This window comes from Haladaptatus marinus (genome assembly GCF_051194195.1).
Genome location: NZ_JBLZNK010000003.1, coordinates 353,298 through 377,275 on the forward strand (window position 1 = coordinate 353,298; position 23,978 = coordinate 377,275).

Genomic DNA, 23,978 nt, shown 5'->3' on the forward strand with positions numbered 1-23,978 from the left:
ATGCTCAGGGGTCGGAATCGGTAGGTCTTGGTCGTGGTGGCCGCCCGCTGTCGAAAGCAAGCCTTAAGTCTGGGGCAGGGAAACGACAGAGTGAGCGGGTCGGTAGTCTAGTCCGGTTATGACAGCTCCTTCACACGGAGCAGATCGGCAGTTCGAATCTGCCCCGACCCACTACTTCTGTGGCACGAGTAACCCGACAAGCGGTGTAGACGCACCGTTCGTCTCAGCATGAACGCCAAATTCGTGAGTGGGGTGGTTCGAACAGAGTCGGCTAATTACCCCGAACCATACCGATTTTTCAATAATCAAAATATCCTTCTTCGATTGAATGAATATCAATATGGAACGGCTAGTTCGAATACTACCTGACAAAGAATCGTTAGCTAACCAAAAGCTTCCTATACTATTGAAACGATAACAAGTAGATGACGATGGCTTCATTAGACACTATTTTCGACCTGCTGGGAGATGAACGAAGGCGCTACGTGCTCTACTATCTCGAAGAGCAGGAGGATGCGGTGCCGGTGAGCGAACTCGTAGAGAAGGTGGCCGATTGGGAGAGCAACGCATCCGAAGACGAGATTCCGGCGGACAAATTCAGGAGCGTGCGAGTCTCGCTCGTCCATAACGATCTTCCGAAAACGGCCGACGTCGAGTTCATCGAATACGACACCGACGAAGGAATGGTGAAAATAGAGGGAACACCGACCGAATTCGATACGATTCTCAATCTCGCCAAAATCATCGAGGATCCGGAGTCAAACGAGTAACGATGCGCTCGAACCTAACGAGCGCCATCTCCGACTGATGACTATCGTGTGTCGAAAAGAAAAATCGCGAATCTGAACCGACTTACAGGAAGTCTTCGATGTTGTCCGCGACTTCCTCGGGCGTGTCGCCGACCGGGACGCCCGCGTCGTTCAGCGCGTTGATTTTGCTCTCTGCGGTACCAGTTCCGCTACCGGAGACGATTGCACCGGCGTGACCCATGCGCTTTCCTGGTGGGGCGGTTCGGCCCGCGATGAAGCCAGCGACGGGTGTGTCCATGTTCTCCGCGATAAACGCCGCGGCCTCTTCCTCGTCCTCGCCACCGATTTCGCCGCACATGACGACTGCGTCGGTGTCGGGGTCGTCCTCGAACAGCGAGAGGGCGTCGATGAAGTCAGTACCGATGATGGGGTCGCCACCGATACCGATTGCGGTGGTCTGGCCGATGCCGCGCTGGGTGAGGTTATCGACCACTTGGTAGGTCAGCGTCCCCGAGCGGGAGACGAGACCGACGTTTCCGGCCTCGAAAATGTTGCCGGGGAGGATACCGAGTTTGGCCTCGCCGGGCGTGATGATTCCGGGGCAGTTCGGGCCGAGCAGTCGCGTGTCAGTCTCCGAGAGGCGCTTGTAGACCTTCGACATGTCCTGCGTCGGAACGCCTTCGGTAATGGCGACCGCGAGGTCGAGGTCGGTGTCGAGTGCCTCGAAAATGGCGTCACCCGCGAACGCGGGCGGGACGAAGATAACCGACGCGTCGGCGTTCTCCTCTTCGACCGCTTCGTGGACGGTGTCGTAGACGGGCACGCCCTGCACTTCCTGCCCGCCTTTGCCGGGAACCGCACCGGCCACGACGTTCGTTCCGTACTCCATCATCTGTTCGGTGTGGAAACTTCCCTCACCGCCAGTGATACCTTGGACGACTACTCGGGTGTCGTCATCGACGAGAATGCTCATTGTTCTTCCTCCGCGTTTTCGACAGCACGCTGAACTGCGTCTTCGAGCGTTGCTTCGACCTGAACGAGGTCGGTGTTCAGGATTTCCATTCCTTCCTCGGCGTTCGTCCCGGCGAGTCGGACGACGACCGGTTTCGGAATCTCGTCGAGCGATTCGAGTGCCTCGTTGATTCCTTTGGCGACCTCGTCACCACGGGTGATGCCGCCGAAGATGTTGAAAACGACCGAATCGACGTTCTCGTCCGAGAACACCATATCGAGTGCGTTCGTCACCCGCTCGGCTTTCGCGCCGCCACCGATGTCGAGGAAGTTGGCGGGTTCGCCGCCGTAGTAGTCCACGAGGTCGAGCGTCGTCATGACGAGACCGGCACCGTTGCCGATGATGCCGACGTTGCCGTCGAGTCGGACGTAGTCGAAGCCGTACTCGCCAGCCTTGCGTTCGAGGTCGTCCTCGTAGGAGTCCTCTTCCATCTCGGCGAGGTCGGGGTGACGGAACAGCGCGTCGCCGTCGATGTTCAACACTGCGTCCGCGGCGACGACTTCGTCGTCGCTCGTGACCATCAGCGGGTTGATTTCCGCGTCGCTCGCGTCTTTGTTTGCCCACAGGTCATACAGCGTCGTGAGGACGCTTGCGACATCCATCGCGAGGTCACGGTCGACCCCTGCATCGTAGACCGCTTTTCGGGCCTGATACGGGTGCATCCCGAACGCCGGGTCGATGTGAACCCGTGCGATTGCATCGGGGTCTTCCTCGGCGACGGTTTCGATATCGACGCCACCCTTGGTGGAGACCATGGCGACGGGCTTGCCTTCGCCGCGGTCCATCGTCACGCCAACGTAGAGTTCGTTGACGAAATCGACGGCCCCTTCGACCAACACCTGCTCGACCGTGTATCCCTTCAAATCCATTCCGAGAATGGATTCGGCGGCCTCTTCGGCCTCGTCGCGGTTCTCCGCGAGTTTGATGCCGCCGGCTTTACCGCGGCCGCCGACGTGTACTTGCGCCTTCACCGCAACGGGGTACCCAATATCCTCCGCCGCTTCGACAACCTCCTCAACACTCTCTGCAAGTGCCGAATCGGGCGTCGGAATCCCCGCGTCGGAGAACACCTCCTTCGCCTGGTACTCGTGTAGCCTCATGCACTCGGAAGGGGGTTGTCGCGCCGCTTAAATCCCGCCGGTTCACTTCCGGCGGCACACCCCGTTGCAGGCAGGTAATTTTTGCCATCGGCGGACGTTCAGTTGTATCGTGAAATCAGGCCAATCGGTTCTCGAATCGGTGAGACGATCGATACTCCGACCGCTCGGCGACCGTGTCGAACGATGGTCTCCCGAATTTCTCGTTCAATGGGTGCTGTACGCGCTGCTGAAACGACTATCCGGATTGTGGACGCGCGACGAAACCCTCTGGGTGTTCGGCGCGCGCGATGGCGAGGCGTTCGTGGACAACGCGAAATACCTCTTTTTGCACGTCGCAAACGAACGGCCCGGCGTCCGTCCCGTTTGGCTCTCGAAAAACCGACGTGTCGTGCGCGAACTACGGCATTCCGGATACGAAGCCCACCACTGTTACTCGTTTCGTGGGCTGTTGGCGAACCTTCGCGCGGGAGTCGTTCTCCTGACCCAGGGACACCGCGATGTCGCCATGCCTTGTTGTGCGGGTGCCAAGACGGTGCTGTTGTGGCACGGGGTACCCTTGAAGATGATTTCGTGGGACGCCGAATTTCCGGATGAACCGGCACCGGTGAGGGCATTACACGAGTACCTGGCGGGCGAGTTCGACCGACTGGTCGTCCCGGACGAGAACCTCACGGACGTGTTCGAATCTGGACTGCATATCGACCGCGACCGGATGATAGTTACCCGCTATCCACGCCTCGATGCGCTCTTTTCGACCGTCGAAGGAAGCGAAATCGGGACGAACGAAACGATTCAAAACCGAGTTCGCCGTCTATCTCGGAACCATCACCTCGTATTCTACTTGCCGACGTTCCGAGACGACGCGACGCGAAGTCCCGCGGAGCAACTCGACTTTCATGCGCTCGACGCATTTTTGGAGGAAGAAGATGCCATCTTCGTCTTCAAAACGCATCCCAGAGAGCGGTTTCATCCGCCGCCGAATCTCTCGCGAGTCGTTCGGTTACCGGAACAGTGCGATGCATATCCACTGCTCCGCTACGCGGACGTGCTGATTACGGACTACTCGTCCGTCTACTTCGATTACCTCGCCCTCGACCGCCCAGTCGTTTTCTACCCATACGACCGCGAACAGTACGAGGAGACTCGTGGACTCTATTTCGACTACGACGGAGTCACGGCGGGACCGATTGCGTCGGAGTTCGAGGAACTGCTCGATGCCCTCGCTCGAACACTCGAAAGTGACCCGGACAGAACCGCACGACGAGAAATCCGAAGGGAACTGGGAGGGGACGTGAACCGAGCTGGAAAGCAATCGGCGGCCGTGTACGACAAGATTCGGCGATGGCTCGCCGCGGACGCGAATATATAGATTACTGTGAAATGAGTTATCACACTAGAGTTCAAGATGAGCCAATATATTAAAAGAGAAACCTTGAAGTTCGATTAGCCGTACTCAGATGCAAGGGTGGCAGAACCGCCGTAGCGCCTCGAACGAGCGGAACTGCCCGATAGTCTGCATATGGCACGCACGAGCGGAACGACGGAACAGCAGTTGGACGTCAAACAGCACTCTCCGAACCTCGAACGGTCTACGGATGCCGACCAACAGTCGGCATCCGTCGGTGATCTCTCGATCATCGCCCATCGCGGATTCGCGGGTGTGTACCCCGAAAACACCCTCGCGGCGGTTCGGCAAGCAACGACTGCACCGACCGGCGCGCCCGAGATGATAGAAATCGATATTCATCCGACCGCGGACGGCGAGGTCATCGTTTTTCACGACACTCGACTCGACCGACTGACGGATGCCCCGGAATCGATTGCGAGCGAGCGCGTCTGGAACCTCACCTACGACACACTGGGTGACGTGTCGGTTCTCGGCACGAACGAGACGATTCCTCGGTTGGAGACCCTCCTCGACGCGGTTCCGTCGGAGGTCGGCATCAATGTCGAGTTCAAAAATCCCGGCACGCTCGACGTTCGACCCCGGGAAAACCTTCCGCCAGGGGTTCGAAATCGACAGAAAGAGATGTGGCTTCCCTTCGCGAACCGCGTTCTGTCGACGCTCGCGGAGTACGACCACGACGTTCTGATCTCTTCGTTTGCCGAGGGTGCGCTCGCGGCGGTTCGTGAACTGAATTCGAACATTCCCATCGCGGCGGTGTTCGCCGAGTCCATCGTTGACGGCTTCGAAATCGCCCGTCGGTACGAATGCGATGCGATTCATCCGCCGTGGAACATGGTTGCCGGAACCGAACTATTCAACGACGAATACGGTTCGCTCGGCCCCTACGACGATATCAACATCGTCGGCCTCGCACACGAGGAGGGTTACGACGTGAACGTCTGGACCGTCGAAAGTTGGTACCAGGCGAATCAGCTCCACAAGGCAGGCGTCGACGGCATCATCTCGGATTATCCCAATGTGCTTCGGTTTCGTGGCGAATAACGGGACGGGAATACCGAGCGAAATATACACATACCAACCACTAGCCAGCAAGGTTATCTAAAACTACGTCGCGGTATTGGGTCGGTGAATTTCATGAGGGGGGTAATTCTGTCAGCGGGGATTGGGTCTCGACTTCGTCCGCTCACGCTTCACAAGCCGAAATCATGTGTGACGGTCGATGGAGAGTCGCTTCTCGCCCGACAGCTACGAGCATACGACGACGCAGGGGTATCGCACGTTACGGTCATCGCAGGCTATCTCGCGGAGCACGTGAAGACGGTCTGTACGGCGGTCGGAAACCAGCGACCGAACCTCGATATAACCGTCAGAACGAGCGAAGTGTACGCGAACACGGACAACATGTATTCGCTGTCGCTCGCGGCCGAGGACGTTGCGGGTGAGGAGTTCGTTCTCAGCAACGGGGATGTCGCGTTCGACCCCGGACTCCTCAGGACGCTCGTGGAGTCCGACGCCGACAGCGCGGTGGCCTGCGACACGGCGCAGTTCAGCGACGAAGCGATGAAGGTCTCGGTGGACGAAACTGAGCGAATCACGCATATCGATAAGGGGGTTCCGGAGGAGGCCGCCCACGGGTCGTCAACCGACGTGTATCGATTCTCCGCGGCTTTCTCGACGATGCTGTTCGAGGAAATCACGAAAACCATCGACCGGGAGAACGACTACTGTGAGTGGACCGAGGTGGCCATCGACAGAATCGTTCGTAATCGAAATCACGACCTGACGGCCGTGGACGTGAGCGATTACAGTTGGGTCGAAATCGACGACTTCAGCGATTTGCAGTCCGCGGATATTCTGTTCAGTTCGCTTTCGTCGCTCGATTCGAAGGAAGCTATTTTCTTCGACCTGGATGGAACCATCTACCTGGACGACGACCTCGTGGACGACGCGAAAGCGCGCGTCGAATCGCTGCGAGAATCCGGCGTCGATGTCTACTTCCTTACGAACAACTCCTCACGGTGGAAGGACGATTACGTGGCGAAACTGAACGAGTTGGGTGTGGACTGCGATACCGAGAACCTGCTCCTTTCGACCGATGGCGTCATCCAGTACCTCCGAGATGAAGACGACGAAGTGTACGTTCTGGGGACGACGGCGATGCGGGACGCACTCGCGGAACACGGCATCGAGATCGGCGACGACGACCCGGAACACGTTGTCGTCGGCTTCGACACCGAACTCACGTACGAGAAAGCCCGGAATGCGACCCTCGCCATCCGCGATGGAGCGACGTTTCTCCTCGCTCACCCGGATGCAGTCTGCCCGACTGCGGCGGGAATGGTGCCCGACTGTGGCTCGATTGGCGCGCTCATCGAACGAGCAACCGACAGACGGCCGGACCGAATCTTCGGCAAGCCGAACGCCGAGATGATTCAGCACGTTCTCGACAAAAACGGATACACACCCGACGAGGTAGTCGTCGTCGGTGACCGATTGGAAACCGACGTGCAGTTGGCCGAAAACGTCGGCTGTGAATCGGTCTGCGTGCTGACCGGAGACGCGACTCGCCCCGATATCGAACGGAGCGACATCAGTCCGACGCTCGTCGCCCCGAGCGTTGCGGTGCTCGACCAGTTCGTCTCGGCATCGTCCGAAGCGAACGCACAGCGGATTATCGACGAGGGAACGTCGTGAGTGACGTTCGAACGGGGTACGTAACACAGACGCATACCGGCGACGTGCCATGGCAGGCGGCAATCGAGAAGGGGGCGAATCTTGGCTTCGATTTCGCCGAACTGTACATGGATGGCGCGACGGAGCGGACGAAAATCGATACGGAGGCGGTTCGGTCGTTGGCGGACGCGGAAGGAATCGACCTGCTCGTTCATCTCCCGTTCGTGGACATCGAAATCGGCTCGCCCCGAGCGGGCATCCGCGAGGCATCGCGCGAGGAACAGAAAGCCTGCATCGAAACGGCCGAAGCGATGGACGCAGAAAAGGCAGTGTTGCACGCGAGTTCCCACGCTACCCCGCCGGAGTGGACCGTCGAAGACGTGGAACCGCACCTGCTCGCCGCGATACGCGAACTCGATTCGTTCGGCGAGGAGCGCGGCGTTGAGATTTGCGTAGAAAATCTCCCGGGAATTCTGTTCACGGTTCACGATTTCGACCGGGTTTTTTCGGAGACCGACGCCTCGATGACGTTCGACACGGGCCACGCACGCGTGGACGGGATGGTCGCCGAGGACATCGCGGCGTTTCTGGCGGCCCACGGCGACCGAATTTCACATATTCACCTCAACGACGCCCGTGGACCGGTGGACGAACACGTTCCGACCGGTTCCGGCACGCTGGATTTTCAAACGGCACTCGAACCGATTCGGGACGGCTGGTCGGGAACCGTTTCTATCGAGGTGTACACCTTCGATTTCGACTACCTTGAACTGAGCAAGCGAAAGTTGGACGGATATCTCGGCGACGATGCGAGTTAGTCGGCGTAAAAACGAACCAGTCGGCAGTCGGGACAGAGATACGCGTTCAGGTACTCCACCTTGAGACCGAGGCTGCTCAGAACGCCGCCCGACGGGTTGATCTGAATCCGTTCTTCGCCGTACGTCTGGTGGTCGACTGCGTCCATCGACACGTCGCAATCGGGGCAGGTTGGGATACACCGACTGCACTCCCCGTGAACTTATTTTCTCGCTTCCCGTGGATTCAGCCATGCGTGCTGTTCGATACCACGAACACGGCGGGTCAGACGTACTCCGAGTAGACGACATCGACCGACCGGAACCGGACGACGCCGAACTGCTGGTGGCGGTTCGCGCCGCAGCGATAAATCCGGTGGACACCTACTTCCGCGAGGGGTCGTATCAGCCCGGCAACCTTCCGTGGATTCCGGGGTCGGATTTCGCTGGCGTGGTCGAAGCGGTCGGTACGGAAGTCGAAGGGTTCGAAAGTGGCGACCGGGTGTTCGGCACCGGACTCGGCAACGAGCGACAGGGCACCTGTGCGGAGTACGTGACGACACCGACCGACAGAGTGGCACCGCTTCCCGACGGCGTGGCGTTTGACGAAGGGGCCGCGGTCGCTCTCGTCGGCGTCACAGCGTGGCGCGCGCTCATCGACCACGCCGGACTCGAACCCGGCGAAACATGCCTCGTCCACGGCGGCAGCGGCGGGGTCGGACACGTCGCAGTGCAGTTGGCCACCGCGGCTGGCGCGCGGGTAACGACCACCGCGAGCGAGGAATATCACGACCGACTCGAAGCACTCGGGGCGCGAACCGTCCTCGACTACGCCCGCGACGACCTCGCGGATGCAGTCCGTGAAGCTGGCGAACCGGACGTGATCCTCGACCATCGACTGGACGACTATCTTCAGTTCGATGCGGACGTGGCGACACTTGGCGCTCGCGTGGTCGGAATCGGGAACGAAGGTTCGGCGGCGGGATTCGAGAACGTTGCCGGCGCGCGTTCGAAAGAACTCACCGTGACGCTGATGAGCATGTTCAACACGCCGGATATTTCGGCCGTGTTGGAGCGCCTGGCGCGGCTGGTTGCCGACGGGGAAGTCGTTCCCGAGATTGCGGGCGTTTACAAGTTAGACGAGGTCGATTCTGCGCAAGCGGATGTGGTTGACACAAGTTTCCTCGGAAAGCTGGTCGTGGAACTGTAGCCGGGGATTGTGAGGATTTTTGGAGTTGATGGCAATCGGTACGAAACTCCATTTCGAGTTGATTTGAGGGGGACGATAGCGATTGCCGACTCCGATGAGACCGTCACGACGAAGTTACTGTTTCAGAGACCAATCCAACTTCGACCGAGCTAGTCGCAGTTGCCGACTCCAAATAACTGCAACCGCCCACACTCCTCTCCAGCCGACTCCCTCACTCGCTGTCGCTCGTGTCGGTCGCCCCTCGCACGCTGTCAACACAGGCCCTCGGACGGAGTAGTCCTCGGCCCTGCGCCAGCGCGCGCCACATGGTGGTTGAAAAGGGTTACTCGAATTGACGCAAACCCTGTGGCGCGTGCGTCAGCAGGCCTGAGAGCATCCCGAAGACCTGTCGATTACCACGTGAGGGACGACCGAAGGGAGTCGGCTGGGGAGGGCGTGGCCTGCGAGGTCGCTCCGCGACCTCGATAGCGAGTAGCGCGGAACAGAGTTCCGCGGACAGTTGAGCGGCGACGCCGCGAGACGACGGCGAAGCCGCGAGCACGCGGAGGCGGTGGCGGTATTCGTTGTCGGAAATCGCAATCGACTTGTTCGAACGTAATTCTCTGCTGGGTGTTGAGCTCGCCGCAGTGGTGAGTAGAGTGAAGCTAACAACACCGACTTCTCAAATCAAATCCTCATTTCGGTCACTCTCCAACCACGAATCGATTCGAAAACGAATTTTCCCCCCAAGTCGAACTTTATTGCTCTCCGACTCGTTGTCGAAACCATGAACGTCGAATTTGATTTCACGGATGACGTCGCTCTCGTCACGGGTGCAAGCGGTGCGCTGGGAAGCGCAGTCTGTGCCGCCTTCGTCGAGGCGGGTGCGACGGTCTGTGCCACCGACGTGGTCGAACCGGACGAGGACACGCTCCCGAGCAGCGACCGAGTCCACTTCTACCAGGCTGATTTCACGGACGAATCGGAAGTCGAATCGATCGTCTCGGAAATCGTGGACGACCACGGCGGCATCGACTATCTGGCCAACATCGCGGGGACGTGGAAGGGTGGGTCGCCGGTCGAGGAAACCGATGCAGAGATGTTCGACCTCCTGTTCGACGTGAACCTGAAGACGGCGTTCCTCGGGTCGAAACACGCCCTCCCGCACCTCCAAGACCGCGAGGGTGCAATCGTTAGCGTCAGTGCGCGCTCGTCGCTCGAAGGCGGCGAGGGCGACGCACTCTACCGTTCATCGAAGGCCGGGGTTCGCCTGCTCACCGAGTCGATAGCCGAGGAGAACAGGGGTGCCGTCCGCGCCAACGCCGTCATGCCAAGCGTCATCGACACGCCCGCGAACCGCGAGATGATGCCTGACGCGGATCACGAGAAATGGGTCACCCCGGCGGACATCGCCGATGTGATTTGTGCCCTCTGTAGCGATGCCACGAGCGTGACCAGCGGGGCCGCAGTTCCGGTGTACGGAGAGGCATAATTTTGGCCGAAAAATGACAAACCTCTATAAAGTCCCACCGAAATAATCGCCACAGCGGGGTTCGCTATCGGATGGCACGAATTCGAATTTCCAGCAGAGATTGCCTCTGTCTGTTTTTTACATCTAAATTTTTACATTCTGTATTGAAGAACACATATGGTTAATACACACCGGGCAGCTTATAACTGATAATTTAGAATGCCACGTACAAGCATGTCACAAAGAGAAACGTGGACATCCCGAGTCGGTTTTATACTGGCTGCCGTCGGTAGCGCAGTCGGCCTCGGTAACATCTGGCGATTCCCGTACATGGCGGCGGAAAACGGCGGTGCGGCGTTCCTCGTCGTCTATCTGATTGCGGCGGCCCTCATCGGACTGCCCGCAATCCTCGCGGAGTTCGTCGTTGGTCGTGAAACGAAAAAGAACGTTGTCGATGCGTTCCGAAACCTCGGCGGCCCTGGTGCCGCACTTATCGGCCTACTCGGCCTGTTCACCGGGTTTTGGCTGTTGTCGTACTACAGCGTCGTCGGTGGGTGGGTTATCCAGTACGTCATTGGAAGCCTGACCGGTGCGTACTTCGGCGACCCCAACGCATACTTCGGTCAAATCGCATCAGGAAACGGGACGATTCTGTTCCACGCCATCTTCATGCTCCTCACCGTCGGCATCGTCGCCGCCGGTGTCGAGAAGGGTATCGAAGTCGGCACCAAAATCATGGTTCCCGCAATCGCCATCCTGATGATGGGAATGGCCGCGTGGGCGTTCACCCTTGAGGGTGCCGGTGCCGGATACCAGTACTTCCTCAATCCCGACTTCAGCGTCATCACAAACAACTATCAATCGGTCATTCCGGACGCGGTTGGACAGGCGCTGTTCTCCCTCTCGCTCGGAATGGGTGCGATGGTGACCTATGCGTCCTACTTGGACGGCGACGACAATCTCGTGAGCGACGGTATCAGCATCGCCGCGCTGAACACCTTCGTCGGCGTTCTCGCCGGATTCGTCGTGTTCCCACTCCTGTTCGCACAGAGCATTGAACCCGGTGCTGCTGGCGCAGGTGCAGTGTTCGTCACCCTTGCGGAGGCGTTCGGTACGCTGCCAGCGGGCGGAATCATCGGCTTCGTGTTCTTCGTCGTGCTCCTCATCGCAGCGCTGTCGTCGGCTATCAGCCTCCTCGAAGTCGTCGTATCGTATTTCGTGGACAACTTCGACGTGAGCCGTCCGGTTCTCACGGTTGGAATTGGAATCCTGGTGTTCGCCTTGGGCGTCCCCTCGGCGCTCAGCCTCGATACGTTCACCTTTTTCGACAACGTCGCGTCGAACATCCTGCTCCCGCTCGGCGTCGTCCTAACCATCCTCTTCGTCGGTTGGGTGTACGGTGGCGGTTCGGTTCGCGAACTTCGTCGCGGACTCGGCAACGCCAGCAACATCGGTCCGGTGTGGCTCTGGCACATCCGAACCGTCGTTTTCGTCGCCGTCCTCGGAACGCTCGCGCTGAGCCTCCAGACGTTCCTGTAACACAGCGGTGAAACAGTAGCAAACGGATTTTTTCTCATCGCACATCGCAACGCTCGACGTTACCGAACGGTTTGGAGAGATGGGTCTTCGAATTTTCACCCAATATTTAAACAGTTGTTCCCACTACTGAAGAACCGTAACCCACTCGTCTGATTTCGTACCGATTCCTTGTCAAAAACCCGTGTTTTGCGCCCTATCAACTCTGCTTGCAACCGTTTGACTGTTTTCAATCCCGAAACCCTCATAACCGAGCGAAAGACGAGTGCATAGCAATGGCACGTGAATCGTGGACGAGTCGAGTGGGCTTCATCCTCGCCGCCGTCGGAAGCGCGGTCGGACTCGGGAACGTCTGGCGCTTTCCGTGGATGACCGCTGAATATGGCGGGAGCGCCTTCCTCGTCGTCTATCTGTGTATCGTTCTGCTGGTCGGTGTCCCCGGCCTGCTCGCGGAGTTCGTCATCGGACGCCGCTCGAAACGAAACCCGGCGGGCGCACTCGCTCGCCTCGCACCCGGCACGAAATCGTGGGGATACGTCGGCCTGTTTGGGGTCATCACGGCGCTCATCCTGCTGTCCTTCTACAGCGTCGTCGGCGGATGGATCGTCCGCTACTTCGCTGCGAGTTTTACCGGCACCTACTTCGCCGAACCCGGCGCGTATTTCGACACGATCAGCTTCGGTCGGGAAGCAGCGGCGTTCCAGGTCGCGTTTCTCGCGCTGACCGCTCTCGTCGTCCTCGGCGGCGTTCGCGGCGGTATCGAAAAGGCGACGAAGGTGATGATGCCGCTCATCGTCGTCCTGCTTGCGGTGCTGGCGGGATGGGCAGTTACCCAACCCGGTGCTGGTGAAGGTCTATCGTTCTACCTCGATTTCGACCCGACCCCGATACAAAACGACCCCATCGGCATGCTCCGGGCCGCCGCCGGACAAGCCCTGTTCACCCTCTCGCTCGGCGTCGGAACCATGATAACCTACGCCTCGTATCTCGGCGAGGACAATAGTCTCGCGTTCGACGGAAGCACCATTTCCGTGCTCAACACCGGCGTTGGTGTCCTCGCAGGTCTCGTCGTGTTTCCCCTCCTGTTCGCGTTTCAAGGTGGACTCAGCGAAATTGCATCCGGTGGCGGTCCGGGAGCACTGTTCGTCAGTGTCGCAGGGGCGTTCCAGCAGGTTCCCTACGGAGAAGCCGTTGCGGTCGCCTTCTTCGGCGCAATCCTGTTCGCGGCACTGTCGAGTTCCATCAGCATGCTGGAAATCCCCGTCGCGTATCTCGTGGACGAACACGACGTTTCCCGACGGAAGGCGGCAATCGGCCTCACCGGACTCGTCCTCGTCACGGGCGCGATTTGCGCGTTCAACCCGGGTATCTTCGACTTCGTCGCAGGCACACTGGTCGATCTGATGCTGACCGCGGGTCTCGCTGGATTCCTCATCTTCACTGGGTGGGTGCTCGGCAAGGACGCACTGGCGGAGTTCGACTCCGGCGCGGGGGGAATCGCCCGCGCCCTCGGAACGCCGTGGCTGTGGAGCGTTCGAACGATTCTTCCGCTCTTTTTGCTCGCCACCCTCGCGGTGAACCTCTACGCTCTGTTATAGAGGCTGTGAACCGAGAGTAGATCTCTCCGTTTCCCGTCGTAGTACGGAAACCTTTTGCGCCCAGTCGTACTGCAAACGCGCAATGACAATACGTCCAGGTGTTTGGCTATGACGATGGACGACCGCATCGACGAACTGCGCGAAAAGCGCAGTGAGGCCGAAAAAGGCGGCGGTGAAGCGCGAATCGAAAAACAGCACGAGAAGGGGAAGATGACGGCGCGCGAGCGCATCGACTACTTCCTCGACGACGACACCTTCAACGAGTTCGACCAACTGCGAACCCACCGAAGCCACAACTTCGGCATGGAGGAAAAACAGATCCCCGGCGACGGCGTCGTGACGGGATACGGCGATGTCAACGGTCGAAAGGTGTTCGTCTTCGCCCACGACTTCACCGTCTTCGGTGGGAGTTTGGGCGAAGTGTTCGCCCAGAAGGTTACCAAGGTGATGGACAAGGCGATGGAAGTCGGCGCGCCCATCATCGGCCTGAACGACTCCGCCGGTGCGCGGATTCAGGAAGGTGTCGCCTCGCTCGCAGGCTACGCGGACATCTTCCACCGCAACCAGCAGGCCTCCGGCGTCATCCCACAGATTTCGGCCATCATGGGACCGTGTGCTGGCGGCGCGGTGTACTCGCCCGCCATCACGGACTTCATCTTTATGGTGAAGGACACGAGCCACATGTTCATCACCGGTCCTGACGTCATCGAGACGGTCACGGGCGAGGAGGTCACGTTCGAGGAACTCGGCGGAGCGAAGGCCCACACCAGCGAAAGCGGGGTCGCACATTTCGCCGAGGACAGCGAGGAGGAAGCATTGGACGACATCCGACGACTGCTCTCGTATCTCCCACAGAACAACGTCGAAGACCCACCGCGCGTCGAACCGTGGGACGACCGCGAGCGACGCGACGAGGAACTCGAATCGGTCGTTCCCGACCAACCACGGAAACCCTACGACATCACCAAAGTCATCGGCGGCGTCGTGGACGAGGATTCCTTCTTCGAAGTGCAGGAAGGCTACGCGAAAAATATCGTCGTCGGGTTCGCCCGCCTCGACGGGCGTTCTGTCGGCATCGTCGCCAACCAACCGCGCGTCAACGCGGGCACCCTCGATATCGAATCATCCGAGAAGGGGTCGCGGTTCGTCCGCTTCTGCGATTCGTTCAACATCCCGATTCTGACGTTCGTGGACGTGCCCGGGTTCATGCCCGGCACCGACCAGGAACACGGTGGAATCATCCGCCACGGGGCGAAACTGCTCTACGCCTTCTCGGAGGCGTCGGTGCCCCTCATGACCGTCATCACCCGGAAAGCCTACGGCGGTGCCTACGACGTGATGTCCTCGAAGCACATCGGCGCGGACGTGAACTACGCGTGGCCGACCGCAGAAATCGCGGTGATGGGACCGCAGGGTGCGGTCAACGTCCTCTACAGTTCCGAACTCGCGGAGGCCGACGACCCCGAAGCGCGCCGCGAGGAACTCATCGACGAGTACCGCGAGCAGTTCGCCAACCCGTACACCGCCGCAGACCGCGGCTTCGTGGACGACGTCATCGAACCGAAGGAGACCCGCCCGCGACTCATCGACGACCTCGAAATGTTGATGAGCAAGCGAACCTCGCAACCCGAAAAGAAACATGGCAACATCCCGCTCTGAGGACGTGAAGCTCTCGATTCCCGCGAACGCCTCCGCAGAGGAGGCCGCCGCGATAGCCGCCGCAATCAACGCGCATCTCCAAGACCAGCGCGCAGCCGCGGAAGCCGACGACGAACCGGACTGGAACGGCCAGCGGTGGCAGTTTGCCGGAAAGGTTGCGCAGTTGCAGAATCGGAACGTTCGCGTGCCGCGCGATGCGCCGACTGACCCGTGGTCGGCGGCAGGTCGGACGACACGGTTCTGAATCGGGACGGTTTCTTTTCGTTATCCTCGACAAACCGCCAGCATGTGCTCCGAGAAGTCCACAACAGTCCTGTCCTCACGGAACATTCGAACCACTTCCCGAACGCTCTCGACGACTTCGTCGTCAGCTTCCTCCAGTTCTACTTTCATTCGGTTGGCGACGCCCTCCAAACCGACCAACTGCTGAACCTCGAACCCTGCTGACTCCAACTCGGCTTCGAATTCATCCGCGCGGAAGAAGTGACACTCCGCCCAGCCCTCGCCGTCGCTGTACTCGTCCACGCGCTCCGCGGTGTACTTGCCGTCCTCGGCGACGGGCGCGAGGAGGCCGTGGGAGGCGTCGAGGTTGAATTTCACGATGTCCCTGATGGCCGCAAACCGACCGATAACCGAGACGAAGACGGGACTGTTGAGTCGAGCGACCCGCCGGAGTTCCGCCATCGCCGTCGCTCGTTCGTCGTCGTCCACGACGTGCGAGAGCGGGCCGCCGAGACAGCAGACTGCGTCGAAACGCTCGTTCTCGAATCGCAGGTCACATACGTCGCCTTGCTCTGTGGAGATTCGGCCTTCGAGACCACGAGATTTGGCGTTTTCCCGAGCGAGTTCGACCTGTCGCTCGCTCAGGTCAACTAGCGTTACGTTCAGTCCGCGCTCGGCAAGCCAGTAGGCGTAGCGGCCCGCCGCGCCGCCAACATCGAGGATGTGGCCCGATTGGGGGAGGTGGGTTTCGAGATAGTCCATCGTGTTTTCGAACTCCATTCGGGTGACTGGGTCGCGGTCTAACCGCTCCCATTCGCCCTCGCCGAACTCGTCGTAGAACGATTGGGGTTCATGTCGGTCATACTCGTGTCCTCGCTGTCATCGTTCGAATCGCTGTTCGTCGCTTGCGTGTATAGTGTTGCATGTATGTCATAGCGAATGTAATCAGGTACGGTTCACGACACGCCGGAGTTCACCCCAACCGCCACCGTCCAACCGGTCTAGTTTCGAGGCTCCACCCAACGAAAAGCAGTTGCTGGCCCGCGATTTTCGCCAGCATGGGGTGGAGTCTCATCTGTCACTGTCCAGTGGTTTTCGTGGCAGTGAATAAATATTTTTCACGGGTGGTTTCTCCCGCGAGCAATCGTCCGATATCTTGGCCTTCACGTGAAGTGACTGCGCGATATACGTTTCCAATCGATTTGGAAACACTACGGGAAACCGGACAGTTCTCGGCGGATGCTGAATCGTCTCGTACTCTTCGTCCGTGTACGAATTGAACAGATCGACCTCCTGCACGTCGATAGTATCATCAAACGTAACCACGAGATTCGTTCCCTCGAATCGATAGCTCTCGAACACGTCGGACGCCGCTGGTAGGTCTGTCGTGAACGGAAGTGATTTCATACAGCCAGTCGTCAGCAACGTCCCACCTGCGGCGAGGGAGTGGAGGAAAGGGCGACGGTTCATAGCGTATGTGGTGACAACTATCCTAAATATGTTTTTACTAGCCGTTATCGAAGGGAATCAGGCCGTCATGAAAAATACGACTACGAAGCAGGAAGGGTATCGATATCCCCAATCGACAGCCGAAATTCACATCCAATCACACGACCTACCTCTACTAGCCATGGGGGGATACGTAGTCGCAATCGACGGGTCGCCGTCGAGCATGGACGCATTGGAGTATGCCGCGAACCTAGCAAAAGACACGGGGGCAACCATCACGGCGGTTCACATCGTCGTGCCGAACCAGCAGTTCACGGCTGGTGACACCGCACCTACGAGTTTCGCGGAGGCAGAACGCGACATTCTGCTGTCGAACATAGAGGACGCGGAAACGCGCGGACAGGAACTGCTGGATGAGGCAGCGGCGACCGCCGAACGCGCGGGTGTGGACATCGACACCGGCCTGCTGTACGGCGAACCGGTCGAACGAATCACTGAATACGCCGATGAAAACGACTTCGAGGCCATCTTTGTCGGCCACCGCGGAACGTCCGAACGATACGAAGGATTGTTCGGGAGCACCGCAAAACAGGTCGCAGGGCGGGCGACGGTTCCCGTAACCATCGTCCGGTAGCCTCCCGTTCGACAACGGCCCGTTCGATGGCGACTCCGGTCAGCGAAACCGCCGACCCGCGGTTTCGCTCGGTTGGCGATATTCTCGGGAGGCGGTATTCTATTACCCCTCCCACACGACGAATGACACATGGACGTCGAAATCACTCATTCGTCACTTTCGGGGACGGCGCGGGCACCGTCGTCGAAGAGTTACACCCATCGAGCGATTCTCGCGGCGGGATACTCCGGCGGCGCGCTGGTGTACGACCCGCTCATCAGCGCCGATACGAAAGCTACGATGCAGGCCGTCGAAGCCTTCGGCGGCGACGTAACCGACACCGGGGAGGCCGTCCAAATTGACGGGTTCAACGGGGAACCCCACACGCCCGCGGACGTTATCGACTGTGCGAACAGCGGGACGACGATGCGACTCGTCTCGGGGACGACCGCACTCGTCGACGGAATCACCGTTCTCTCCGGCGACTCGTCGCTCCGCTCGCGTCCCCAGGGGCCGATGCTTTCGGCCGTCGAACAACTTGGTGGCCGAGCCGAGAGCACCCGCGGAAACGGGAAAGCCCCGCTCGTGATGAAAGGACCGGTGTCGGGCGGCACGGTGTCGATTCCGGGCGACGTGTCCTCGCAGTACATCTCGGCTCTGTTGATGGCGGGCGCAATGACCGAAGACGGCGTGGACATCGAACTTGAAACCGAACTCAAATCCGCCCCATACGTGGACATCACGCTCGAACTGCTGGCCAACTTCGGCGTCGAAGCCGAGAAAGACGGTCGAACCTTCCACGTTCCGGGCGGTCAGTTCTACGAACCCACCGACGGCGAGTACCATGTCCCCGGCGATTTCTCGTCCATTTCTTATCTGCTCGCCGGGGGTGCAGTTTCTGCGAAGGAGGGCGAAGAGGTTCGTATCGAAGGGGCCTACCCCAGCGCGCAAGGCGATACCTTCATCGTCGAGGTGTTAGACCGGATGGGCGCGGACGTGAACTGGAACAAGAACGACGGCGTCCTCACGGTTCGACGCTCGTCGCTCTCGGGCGTTGAGGTGGACGTTGGCGACACGCCCGACCTGCTCCCAACTATCGCCGTCCTTGGTGCAATCGCGGACGGCGAGACGCGAATCGTCAACTGCGAGCACGTCCGCTACAAGGAAACCGACCGCGTGGCCGTGATGGCGTCCGAACTCTCGAATTTCGGTGCGGTCGTCGAAGAGGAAGAGGATACGCTCACGATTCGAGGCGGCGAATCCCAGTTACAGGGGACGGTTGTGGACGGCCACGGAGACCACCGCATCGTCATGTCGCTCGCCATAGCCGGACTCGTTGCCGACGGGACGACGATGATTGCCGACGCGGAACACGTCGATGTGTCGTTTCCGGATTTCTTCGAAGTGCTGTACGACCTCGGTGCGAAAGTGGAGCGATAACTTTCGAGGCCGAACTCGACCTCGTCGGGATGCACGGCGGCCGCTCGCGCGACGAGATGTTGGTTCCGTTCGCCGCTGCGCGTATCGCTACCCTGTGCTGGAACCCTGACACTCCGCGGTGACGCCGATACCGTCCATTCCGACATCGACGCGAATCGTGTTGGTTTCACATCCCCACATGTGCCACTCCGCGACGCGCCACATGCCGTTGTCCACCTCCACTCGAACCTCGTACCGACCTGCTTGTAGAACGTTACGACGCGTACCGACCCACCCCGGCCAGAGGGAGAACTCCGACTCGTACTCGGCGTCGGAGTCCAACCCATGAATCGAGACGGAGACGGTTCGCCGATTTTCGAAATAGTTGCGAACGCGCAGGCTAACCGGTTTCTCGGAGGACCCGGCGGAGGGGAGGTGACCGACACAGCCGGAGAGACCACCTGCGAGACCAAGCAGGGCGGCGAAGCGACGCCGATTCATCGCGTTTCTCTTCACTGCCGGGGTATAAATTTTCTTTTGGCGATGGGTGGCGAAACGTACCGCGTCCTATAACATCTAAATGCCCTGCGCGCTGAAAAACAGCCATGAACGGAAATCGGTTCGGACGCCTGTTTCAGGTTACGACCTACGGCGAGAGCCACGGTGAGGCGATGGGAGTCACCATTAGCGGCTGTCCGGCGGGACTCGAACTCACGGAAGAGGACATACAACGCGATTTAGACCGGCGGAAGCCTGGCCAGTCGATGATAACGACCAGTCGGGGCGAACCCGACGAAGTGACTATCAACAGCGGGATACAGGACGGCTACACGACGGGGACGCCGATCGGGATGGTCATCCAGAACAAGGACGCCCGGTCGGGCAAGTACGAACCGTTCATCACCGCACCCCGTCCGAGCCATGGTGATTTCACCTACTCCGCAAAGTTCGGGACGCGGAACTGGGGCGGCGGCGGTCGGTCGTCCGCGCGCGAGACGGTGAACTGGGTCGCCGGAGGGGCCATCGCGAAGAAAATCCTCGCGGAACACGGCGTCGAACTGAAAGCGCACGTCAATCAAATCGGCGACATTCGGGCGGATGACGTAACGTTCCAGGACATCAAAGAACTCAGCGAGGAAAACGAGGTTCGGTGTGCCGACCCGGACACTGCCGCGGAGATGCGCGAACTGATAGACCGGTACCAGAAAGAAGGCGACTCCATCGGTGGGTCGATTTATTTCGAGGCGCGGGGCGTCCCGCGGGGAATCGGTGCCCCGCGCTTCGATTCCGTCGAAGCGCGACTCGGACAGGCAATGATGGCGGTTCCAGCGAGCACGGCCTTCGAGTTCGGCCTCGGAACGGAGGCACGCGAATGGGCCGGACACGACCGAAACGACGAATGGGAGTTCGACTCCAACGGCGACCCGAAACCGGCATCGAACCGCCACGGAGGATTACAGGGTGGAATCACGACCGGCGAGCCGATTTACGGCGAAGTAACCCTCCACGCACCGACCTCGATTCCGAAGACCCAGACGACGGTGGACTGGGAGACGGGCGAGGAAAAGGAAGTGCAAGTCGTCGGGCGACACGACCCCGTGCTCCCGCCGCGCGGCGTGCCGGTCGTCGAGGCGATGGTGGCGCTGACGCTCGTGGACTTCATGCTGCTCGGCGGGCGCATCAATCCGGACAGGATGGACGGCCAACCGGGAAAGTACGACACGAACTACCACCCGACCCGTCCTGAGACGTAATTTTATTGCTCTCCATCCCATCCAGTAGTACGGTATTTCGACTATGCGCTCTAACGGGGGGACAGAGGTGAGTGAACCGACACTCGTAGCGGTCGAACCCCGTGGCTACCACGTGTACCACGACCCAGCGAGTTCGCACTCGGTCAGCGAAACCGTCATCGAAGCGGTTGCTGCCATTCGAAACAGGGATCCGACCGACGACCCGATTCCGTTAACGAATGTTCTCGACCCGGATGCACTCGACTCGCTGTTCACCGACACACATCGCGGATCGGAACGAAACGGGGGGCACACCGTCTTCTCGCTCAGCGGACTGGAAGTGTTCGTCCACGCCAACGGTCACATTTTCATCCGCGAGCAACAAAGCGGCTGAGGATGCAGAGCGGCACCCGTCGTGAGATATCGGTAATCGTGATGTGCCAGCAGTGGATCCATCATGGATGAACTCGGGAAATGATAGAAATTTAATTACTACTGCAACGAAGTTTAATACAACACACACCGTCAGTTTTGTTGGAAGAAGGTTGTTTGTTGTGCTTACGTTCGAACCACTCGCCGATTCCGGACTCGTCATCATCGACTCCATCGAACGACGACGGTACGGTATCGGTGCTCCGAGGCCACTATCACCGGTCGCCGCGGACGAAGACCTGTTTTACTTTCCCGTCGACCGTGCGGTTCGCGTTTCGACCGACGAGCTTCGCCTCGACCAGCGAGTCGATACCTTCGTCCGCGGCGCGCACGGCGACCCGCTGTTCGAGGTGAGTTCTGACACCAACCAACAGTTGCCACCGCGCGTATACACCATCGAACTGAACGCACCCATCAAAATATACCTTCGAGTCGATGGCACGCTCTCGGTTCGTGCAAGCATGGACAGCGTCACCTTCGAGTTCGACCCGCCGGACGTGCTCGTCGGTGCGCGGTCGTACCACCACCATCCGGCCGACACCCTGACGACGACCGACGACCCCGAAGACGTGTTAACTGTGGTTTCAGCGCTCTCGTCGGCGCTGAAAACGACGACGTGCGAACGGTCGTATCCGACGCTTCGTGGTCACCCGCCGACAGTGGAACTGGGTGACGAACTTCACGTGCCCGACGAATTGGAACGACCGAAAACCGGCGTTCGTCTGGAACTGCCGCCGACGCTTCGATCGGCGTACGTCACCGCACCGCTCGCGTACTATCTCGGTGCCGAGATGGTTTCCGGCGAGGAACCGAAACTAGTCACGGACGGATTCGAGTACAGCTTTTCGAGGACTGCGTTCGAGACGGATATCGAGCGCACGCTGAAACGGACGTTTTTCCTCGACTGCCTCACTCGGACGGAGGGTTACTATCAAGTGAACCTCTACGAACGCGAACAGGCCGAACCCGACCTCGGGCTCGACTTTGCCGACCTGTACGACCGACCCATCGCGGAGCAGTTGCGGGAGTATCTCTCGGTTCCGTTCGACCGACTCGAACCACATATTCCGCGCTGGCCGCTCACCGCGCATGTCGCGCCGACCGCGGAACGAATCGAGACGATTCCGTTCGTGGTGAACGACCTCGGTATCATTCGGACTCCACAAGCGACAGTTATGTCGGCGGACGACGTTCACTCGTTCGCGCTGGACTCGTTCCTTCGCGGTGGCCGGGGTGGCGATCGGAACGGGTCAAACGATGGCCAACAGTTCGTGCAGCTGAACCAGAATGAATCGCTCGAACAAGCGTGGTTCGCCAAAAATATTCCGCTTCGGGCGACGAAGGCGATACCGCAGGCGTTTCGGAACAAACTCGAACGCGAACCGAAGGACGGTTCCATCGAAATCGCCGTTGTCTGCAACGACTCCGCGATGGCCGAGGACGAGGGCGTACAAAACGTGTATGGTCGTCGTACTGAGCTCTCCTTCGACGTGACCCTTCACGACGACCTTTCGACGGACGAACTACGTGCTGTCCTCGAATCGGATTTGGACTTTCTCCACTACGTCGGCCATATCGATGGCGACGGTTTCCGATGCCGAGACGGGTCGCTCGATACGACCACACTGACGACCGTCGGTGTGTCGACGTTCCTACTCAACGCCTGCCAATCCTACGAGCAAGGTGTCGCACTTATCGATGCGGGTGCGGTCGGTGGCGTCGTCACGTTCAGCGAAGTCGTCAACGACGGTGCCGCGAGAGTAGGGTACGCGACGGCACGTCTGCTGAATCTCGGGTTTCCGCTCCGAGCGGCGATTGCACTCGCTCGCGCGGAAAGTATCGTCGGAAGCCACTACATCGTCGTCGGCGATGGCAGTGCGGACGTGGTGCAGGTCGAGGACGGCGTCCCGACGCTTTGTGACATCGCATCACGGGATGACGACGACTACGACGTGACGCCGCGCACGTATCCATCGCGGGAGGGAAATGTCGGAACGATGGCATTCCCGCTCATCGATTCGAACGACCATCATTTCCTCGTGCCGGGCGCGCTTCGGACGTTCCGGCTCTCCGCGGCAGAGCTGAGACGGTATCTCGTGTGGCATCAGTCACCAGTGAGAAAAGACGGCGAATTAGTATGGGACGAAGACCCACTGTAATTCCGGTTCGCCATGGAAACACTGCGTATCGACCCCTTGCGCGCCAACAGTCTGCGAACCGAAACTGCCAGTTATGGACCGTAAACTGCCACTGTGCCGACACCTGCCGCGGCGGAGCCTGCTTGTGAAAGGAGACAAACCGCCATGAACAGCATGCCGATCGTTTGTGGATTCTCCGTGAGGTATGATTGGAATGCATGGTCTGTCATGAATACGGAACGAATACCAACGTCCAGTCACTTCGGTATGAGCCGAATGAAAGAACATCCACGAATCTTTCCCGAGTGGTAGGCCGCTATTTCTCCGAGAAACCGAAGCCTTCGATTCCGGGACGTTCCGGATCTCGGGCATCTGAAAACGGACATAACTTTTTTACGCCTGTACGCCGCACAGTAATTACTGCCCATCATGAGAGGGGTGAACACGGGCTTCGACGAAGACGACACGAAACCGATACCCATCGCCGACGAGACCAGCTATCACGTCTATCACGACGCCACGAGCGACTGGTTGTTCAGTGAAACGCTTATCAATGCGATTGCTGTCATTTTGAATACAAACCCGACGAAGACACCGATTCCGTTGACGGATGTTACAGACACGGACGCACTCGACGTTATTTTTGCCGACACACACGACGGTCGGGAACGAAACGAAGGGTACGTCGTGTTCACCATCTCGGATCTCGACGTGTTTGCCCACGCCAATGGACACGTGTTCATCCGCGAACGACCCACAGACGGTACATAATCGAGGAATAGT

At 59.4% G+C, this 23,978-nt stretch carries 24 protein-coding genes and 1 tRNA gene; 18 read left to right on the forward strand and 7 right to left on the reverse strand.

Annotated features, from left to right (window positions below; translation table 11 throughout):
* The first annotated feature begins 96 nt into the window (after positions 1 to 96).
* Positions 97 to 171 (forward strand) — tRNA-Val (locus ACN2TU_RS07600).
* 260 nt (positions 172 to 431) lie between these two features.
* Complete coding sequence (locus tag ACN2TU_RS07605; RefSeq protein ID WP_435154398.1) at positions 432 to 770, forward strand: DUF7344 domain-containing protein; 339 nt, start codon at positions 432 to 434, stop codon at positions 768 to 770.
* 82 nt (positions 771 to 852) lie between these two features.
* Here ACN2TU_RS07605 and sucD read toward each other — a convergent pair whose 3' ends face one another.
* Positions 853 to 1,722, reverse strand: a complete 870-nt coding sequence (gene sucD, locus ACN2TU_RS07610; protein WP_435154399.1) for a succinate--CoA ligase subunit alpha — start codon at positions 1,720 to 1,722, stop codon at positions 853 to 855.
* The gene (gene sucC / locus ACN2TU_RS07615; RefSeq protein WP_435154401.1) at positions 1,719 to 2,861 is read right to left on the reverse strand and encodes an ADP-forming succinate--CoA ligase subunit beta; all 1,143 of its coding nucleotides are present in this window, start codon (positions 2,859 to 2,861) and stop codon (positions 1,719 to 1,721) included. The genes sucD and sucC overlap by 4 nt, the downstream gene beginning before the upstream one ends.
* A gap of 109 nt (positions 2,862 to 2,970) precedes the next feature.
* Here sucC and ACN2TU_RS07620 point away from each other — a divergent pair, with 109 nt between their 5' ends.
* From ACN2TU_RS07620 to ACN2TU_RS07635, 4 genes are all read left to right on the forward strand, one after another.
* Positions 2,971 to 4,230, forward strand: coding sequence for a CDP-glycerol glycerophosphotransferase family protein (locus tag ACN2TU_RS07620; protein WP_435154402.1), 1,260 nt, complete (start codon positions 2,971 to 2,973; stop codon positions 4,228 to 4,230).
* 150 nt (positions 4,231 to 4,380) lie between these two features.
* Positions 4,381 to 5,310: a glycerophosphodiester phosphodiesterase gene (locus ACN2TU_RS07625; RefSeq protein ID WP_435154404.1), complete on the forward strand. Its 930-nt coding sequence runs from the start codon at positions 4,381 to 4,383 to the stop codon at positions 5,308 to 5,310.
* 93 nt (positions 5,311 to 5,403) lie between these two features.
* Positions 5,404 to 6,963 carry an HAD-IIA family hydrolase gene (locus ACN2TU_RS07630; protein ID WP_435154406.1) on the forward strand — a complete coding sequence of 520 codons (1,560 nt, stop codon included), beginning with the start codon at positions 5,404 to 5,406 and terminating at the stop codon, positions 6,961 to 6,963.
* Positions 6,960 to 7,760, forward strand: a complete 801-nt coding sequence (locus tag ACN2TU_RS07635; protein WP_435154408.1) for a sugar phosphate isomerase/epimerase family protein — start codon at positions 6,960 to 6,962, stop codon at positions 7,758 to 7,760. The genes ACN2TU_RS07630 and ACN2TU_RS07635 overlap by 4 nt, the downstream gene beginning before the upstream one ends.
* Here the strand turns inward: ACN2TU_RS07635 and ACN2TU_RS07640 are convergent.
* Positions 7,757 to 7,906: a hypothetical protein gene (locus tag ACN2TU_RS07640; protein ID WP_435154409.1), complete on the reverse strand. Its 150-nt coding sequence runs from the start codon at positions 7,904 to 7,906 to the stop codon at positions 7,757 to 7,759. The two genes, ACN2TU_RS07635 and ACN2TU_RS07640, sit on opposite strands and share 4 nt — an antisense overlap.
* 83 nt (positions 7,907 to 7,989) lie before the next feature.
* Between ACN2TU_RS07640 and ACN2TU_RS07645 the strand changes: the two genes are divergently transcribed.
* The 6 genes from ACN2TU_RS07645 (at position 7,990) to ACN2TU_RS07670 (ending at position 15,433) form a co-directional block, all read left to right on the forward strand.
* Positions 7,990 to 8,946: an NADPH:quinone reductase gene (locus ACN2TU_RS07645; RefSeq protein WP_435154411.1), complete on the forward strand. Its 957-nt coding sequence runs from the start codon at positions 7,990 to 7,992 to the stop codon at positions 8,944 to 8,946.
* Between the two features lie 766 nt (positions 8,947 to 9,712).
* On the forward strand, positions 9,713 to 10,417 hold the full coding sequence (locus ACN2TU_RS07650) for an SDR family oxidoreductase (protein WP_435154412.1): 705 nt from the start codon (positions 9,713 to 9,715) through the stop codon (positions 10,415 to 10,417).
* Between the two features lie 213 nt (positions 10,418 to 10,630).
* Positions 10,631 to 11,935, forward strand: a complete 1,305-nt coding sequence (locus ACN2TU_RS07655; protein ID WP_435154413.1) for a sodium-dependent transporter — start codon at positions 10,631 to 10,633, stop codon at positions 11,933 to 11,935.
* 272 nt (positions 11,936 to 12,207) lie between these two features.
* A complete protein-coding gene (locus ACN2TU_RS07660) occupies positions 12,208 to 13,530 on the forward strand; it encodes a sodium-dependent transporter (RefSeq protein ID WP_435154414.1) in 1,323 nt (440 codons plus the stop codon).
* A gap of 114 nt (positions 13,531 to 13,644) precedes the next feature.
* Complete coding sequence (locus ACN2TU_RS07665) at positions 13,645 to 15,189, forward strand: acyl-CoA carboxylase subunit beta (protein ID WP_435156152.1); 1,545 nt, start codon at positions 13,645 to 13,647, stop codon at positions 15,187 to 15,189.
* Positions 15,170 to 15,433: a DUF8022 family protein gene (locus ACN2TU_RS07670; protein WP_435154415.1), complete on the forward strand. Its 264-nt coding sequence runs from the start codon at positions 15,170 to 15,172 to the stop codon at positions 15,431 to 15,433. The genes ACN2TU_RS07665 and ACN2TU_RS07670 overlap by 20 nt, the downstream gene beginning before the upstream one ends.
* A 20-nt stretch (positions 15,434 to 15,453) precedes the next feature.
* Here the strand turns inward: ACN2TU_RS07670 and ACN2TU_RS07675 are convergent, their stop codons facing one another.
* Together ACN2TU_RS07675 and ACN2TU_RS07680 are read right to left on the reverse strand one after the other, a co-directional pair.
* Entirely contained in the window at positions 15,454 to 16,191 is a 738-nt protein-coding gene (locus tag ACN2TU_RS07675) for a class I SAM-dependent methyltransferase (protein ID WP_435154416.1), read from the reverse strand.
* A gap of 291 nt (positions 16,192 to 16,482) precedes the next feature.
* A complete protein-coding gene (locus ACN2TU_RS07680) occupies positions 16,483 to 16,881 on the reverse strand; it encodes a hypothetical protein (protein ID WP_435154417.1) in 399 nt (132 codons plus the stop codon).
* A 160-nt stretch (positions 16,882 to 17,041) separates the two neighbouring features.
* Here ACN2TU_RS07680 and ACN2TU_RS07685 point away from each other — a divergent pair, with 160 nt between their 5' ends.
* Both ACN2TU_RS07685 and aroA read left to right on the forward strand, forming a co-directional pair.
* On the forward strand, positions 17,042 to 17,494 hold the full coding sequence (locus ACN2TU_RS07685) for a universal stress protein (protein WP_435154418.1): 453 nt from the start codon (positions 17,042 to 17,044) through the stop codon (positions 17,492 to 17,494).
* 129 nt (positions 17,495 to 17,623) lie between these two features.
* Positions 17,624 to 18,913, forward strand: coding sequence for a 3-phosphoshikimate 1-carboxyvinyltransferase (gene aroA, locus ACN2TU_RS07690; protein ID WP_435154419.1), 1,290 nt, complete (start codon positions 17,624 to 17,626; stop codon positions 18,911 to 18,913).
* Between the two features lie 87 nt (positions 18,914 to 19,000).
* Here the strand turns inward: aroA and ACN2TU_RS07695 are convergent, their stop codons facing one another.
* Positions 19,001 to 19,393 (reverse strand): Ig-like domain-containing protein, encoded by a 393-nt coding sequence (locus ACN2TU_RS07695; RefSeq protein ID WP_435154421.1) that lies wholly within the window; start codon positions 19,391 to 19,393, stop codon positions 19,001 to 19,003.
* Positions 19,394 to 19,497: 104 nt separating this feature from the next.
* Here ACN2TU_RS07695 and aroC point away from each other — a divergent pair, with 104 nt between their 5' ends.
* The 3 genes from aroC (at position 19,498) to ACN2TU_RS07710 (ending at position 23,216) form a co-directional block, all read left to right on the forward strand.
* The gene (gene aroC, locus ACN2TU_RS07700; protein ID WP_435154423.1) at positions 19,498 to 20,646 is read left to right on the forward strand and encodes a chorismate synthase; all 1,149 of its coding nucleotides are present in this window, start codon (positions 19,498 to 19,500) and stop codon (positions 20,644 to 20,646) included.
* A gap of 67 nt (positions 20,647 to 20,713) precedes the next feature.
* Positions 20,714 to 21,019 (forward strand): HalOD1 output domain-containing protein, encoded by a 306-nt coding sequence (locus ACN2TU_RS07705; RefSeq protein WP_435154425.1) that lies wholly within the window; start codon positions 20,714 to 20,716, stop codon positions 21,017 to 21,019.
* A gap of 160 nt (positions 21,020 to 21,179) precedes the next feature.
* Complete coding sequence (locus tag ACN2TU_RS07710; RefSeq protein WP_435154427.1) at positions 21,180 to 23,216, forward strand: hypothetical protein; 2,037 nt, start codon at positions 21,180 to 21,182, stop codon at positions 23,214 to 23,216.
* Positions 23,217 to 23,287: 71 nt separating this feature from the next.
* Here ACN2TU_RS07710 and ACN2TU_RS07715 read toward each other — a convergent pair whose 3' ends face one another.
* A complete protein-coding gene (locus ACN2TU_RS07715; protein WP_435154429.1) occupies positions 23,288 to 23,425 on the reverse strand; it encodes a DUF7503 family protein in 138 nt (45 codons plus the stop codon).
* 199 nt (positions 23,426 to 23,624) lie between these two features.
* On the opposite strand from ACN2TU_RS07715, the gene ACN2TU_RS07720 reads away from it, so the two are divergent.
* Complete coding sequence (locus tag ACN2TU_RS07720; protein WP_435154430.1) at positions 23,625 to 23,966, forward strand: HalOD1 output domain-containing protein; 342 nt, start codon at positions 23,625 to 23,627, stop codon at positions 23,964 to 23,966.
* Positions 23,967 to 23,978 lie beyond the last annotated feature (12 nt).

Bases quoted from the DNA above. Each gene is read 5' to 3' on its own strand.
- ACN2TU_RS07640 (WP_435154409.1), bottom strand. From the start codon at position 7,906: ATGGACGCAGTCGACCACCAGACGTACGGCGAAGAACGGATTCAGATC.
- sucD (WP_435154399.1), bottom strand. From the start codon at position 1,722: ATGAGCATTCTCGTCGATGACGACACCCGAGTAGTCGTCCAAGGTATC.
- ACN2TU_RS07665 (WP_435156152.1), top strand. From the start codon at position 13,645: ATGGACGACCGCATCGACGAACTGCGCGAAAAGCGCAGTGAGGCCGAA.
- ACN2TU_RS07660 (WP_435154414.1), top strand. From the start codon at position 12,208: ATGGCACGTGAATCGTGGACGAGTCGAGTGGGCTTCATCCTCGCCGCC.
- ACN2TU_RS07625 (WP_435154404.1), top strand. From the start codon at position 4,381: ATGGCACGCACGAGCGGAACGACGGAACAGCAGTTGGACGTCAAACAG.
- ACN2TU_RS07650 (WP_435154412.1), top strand. From the start codon at position 9,713: ATGAACGTCGAATTTGATTTCACGGATGACGTCGCTCTCGTCACGGGT.
- ACN2TU_RS07675 (WP_435154416.1), bottom strand. From the start codon at position 16,191: ATGGAGTTCGAAAACACGATGGACTATCTCGAAACCCACCTCCCCCAA.
- ACN2TU_RS07605 (WP_435154398.1), top strand. From the start codon at position 432: ATGGCTTCATTAGACACTATTTTCGACCTGCTGGGAGATGAACGAAGG.
- ACN2TU_RS07630 (WP_435154406.1), top strand. From the start codon at position 5,404: ATGAGGGGGGTAATTCTGTCAGCGGGGATTGGGTCTCGACTTCGTCCG.
- ACN2TU_RS07715 (WP_435154429.1), bottom strand. From the start codon at position 23,425: ATGACAGACCATGCATTCCAATCATACCTCACGGAGAATCCACAAACG.
- sucC (WP_435154401.1), bottom strand. From the start codon at position 2,861: ATGAGGCTACACGAGTACCAGGCGAAGGAGGTGTTCTCCGACGCGGGG.
- aroA (WP_435154419.1), top strand. From the start codon at position 17,624: ATGGACGTCGAAATCACTCATTCGTCACTTTCGGGGACGGCGCGGGCA.
- ACN2TU_RS07655 (WP_435154413.1), top strand. From the start codon at position 10,631: ATGTCACAAAGAGAAACGTGGACATCCCGAGTCGGTTTTATACTGGCT.
- ACN2TU_RS07720 (WP_435154430.1), top strand. From the start codon at position 23,625: ATGAGAGGGGTGAACACGGGCTTCGACGAAGACGACACGAAACCGATA.
- ACN2TU_RS07685 (WP_435154418.1), top strand. From the start codon at position 17,042: ATGGGGGGATACGTAGTCGCAATCGACGGGTCGCCGTCGAGCATGGAC.
- ACN2TU_RS07680 (WP_435154417.1), bottom strand. From the start codon at position 16,881: ATGAACCGTCGCCCTTTCCTCCACTCCCTCGCCGCAGGTGGGACGTTG.
- ACN2TU_RS07645 (WP_435154411.1), top strand. From the start codon at position 7,990: ATGCGTGCTGTTCGATACCACGAACACGGCGGGTCAGACGTACTCCGA.
- ACN2TU_RS07670 (WP_435154415.1), top strand. From the start codon at position 15,170: ATGGCAACATCCCGCTCTGAGGACGTGAAGCTCTCGATTCCCGCGAAC.
- aroC (WP_435154423.1), top strand. From the start codon at position 19,498: ATGAACGGAAATCGGTTCGGACGCCTGTTTCAGGTTACGACCTACGGC.
- ACN2TU_RS07695 (WP_435154421.1), bottom strand. From the start codon at position 19,393: ATGAATCGGCGTCGCTTCGCCGCCCTGCTTGGTCTCGCAGGTGGTCTC.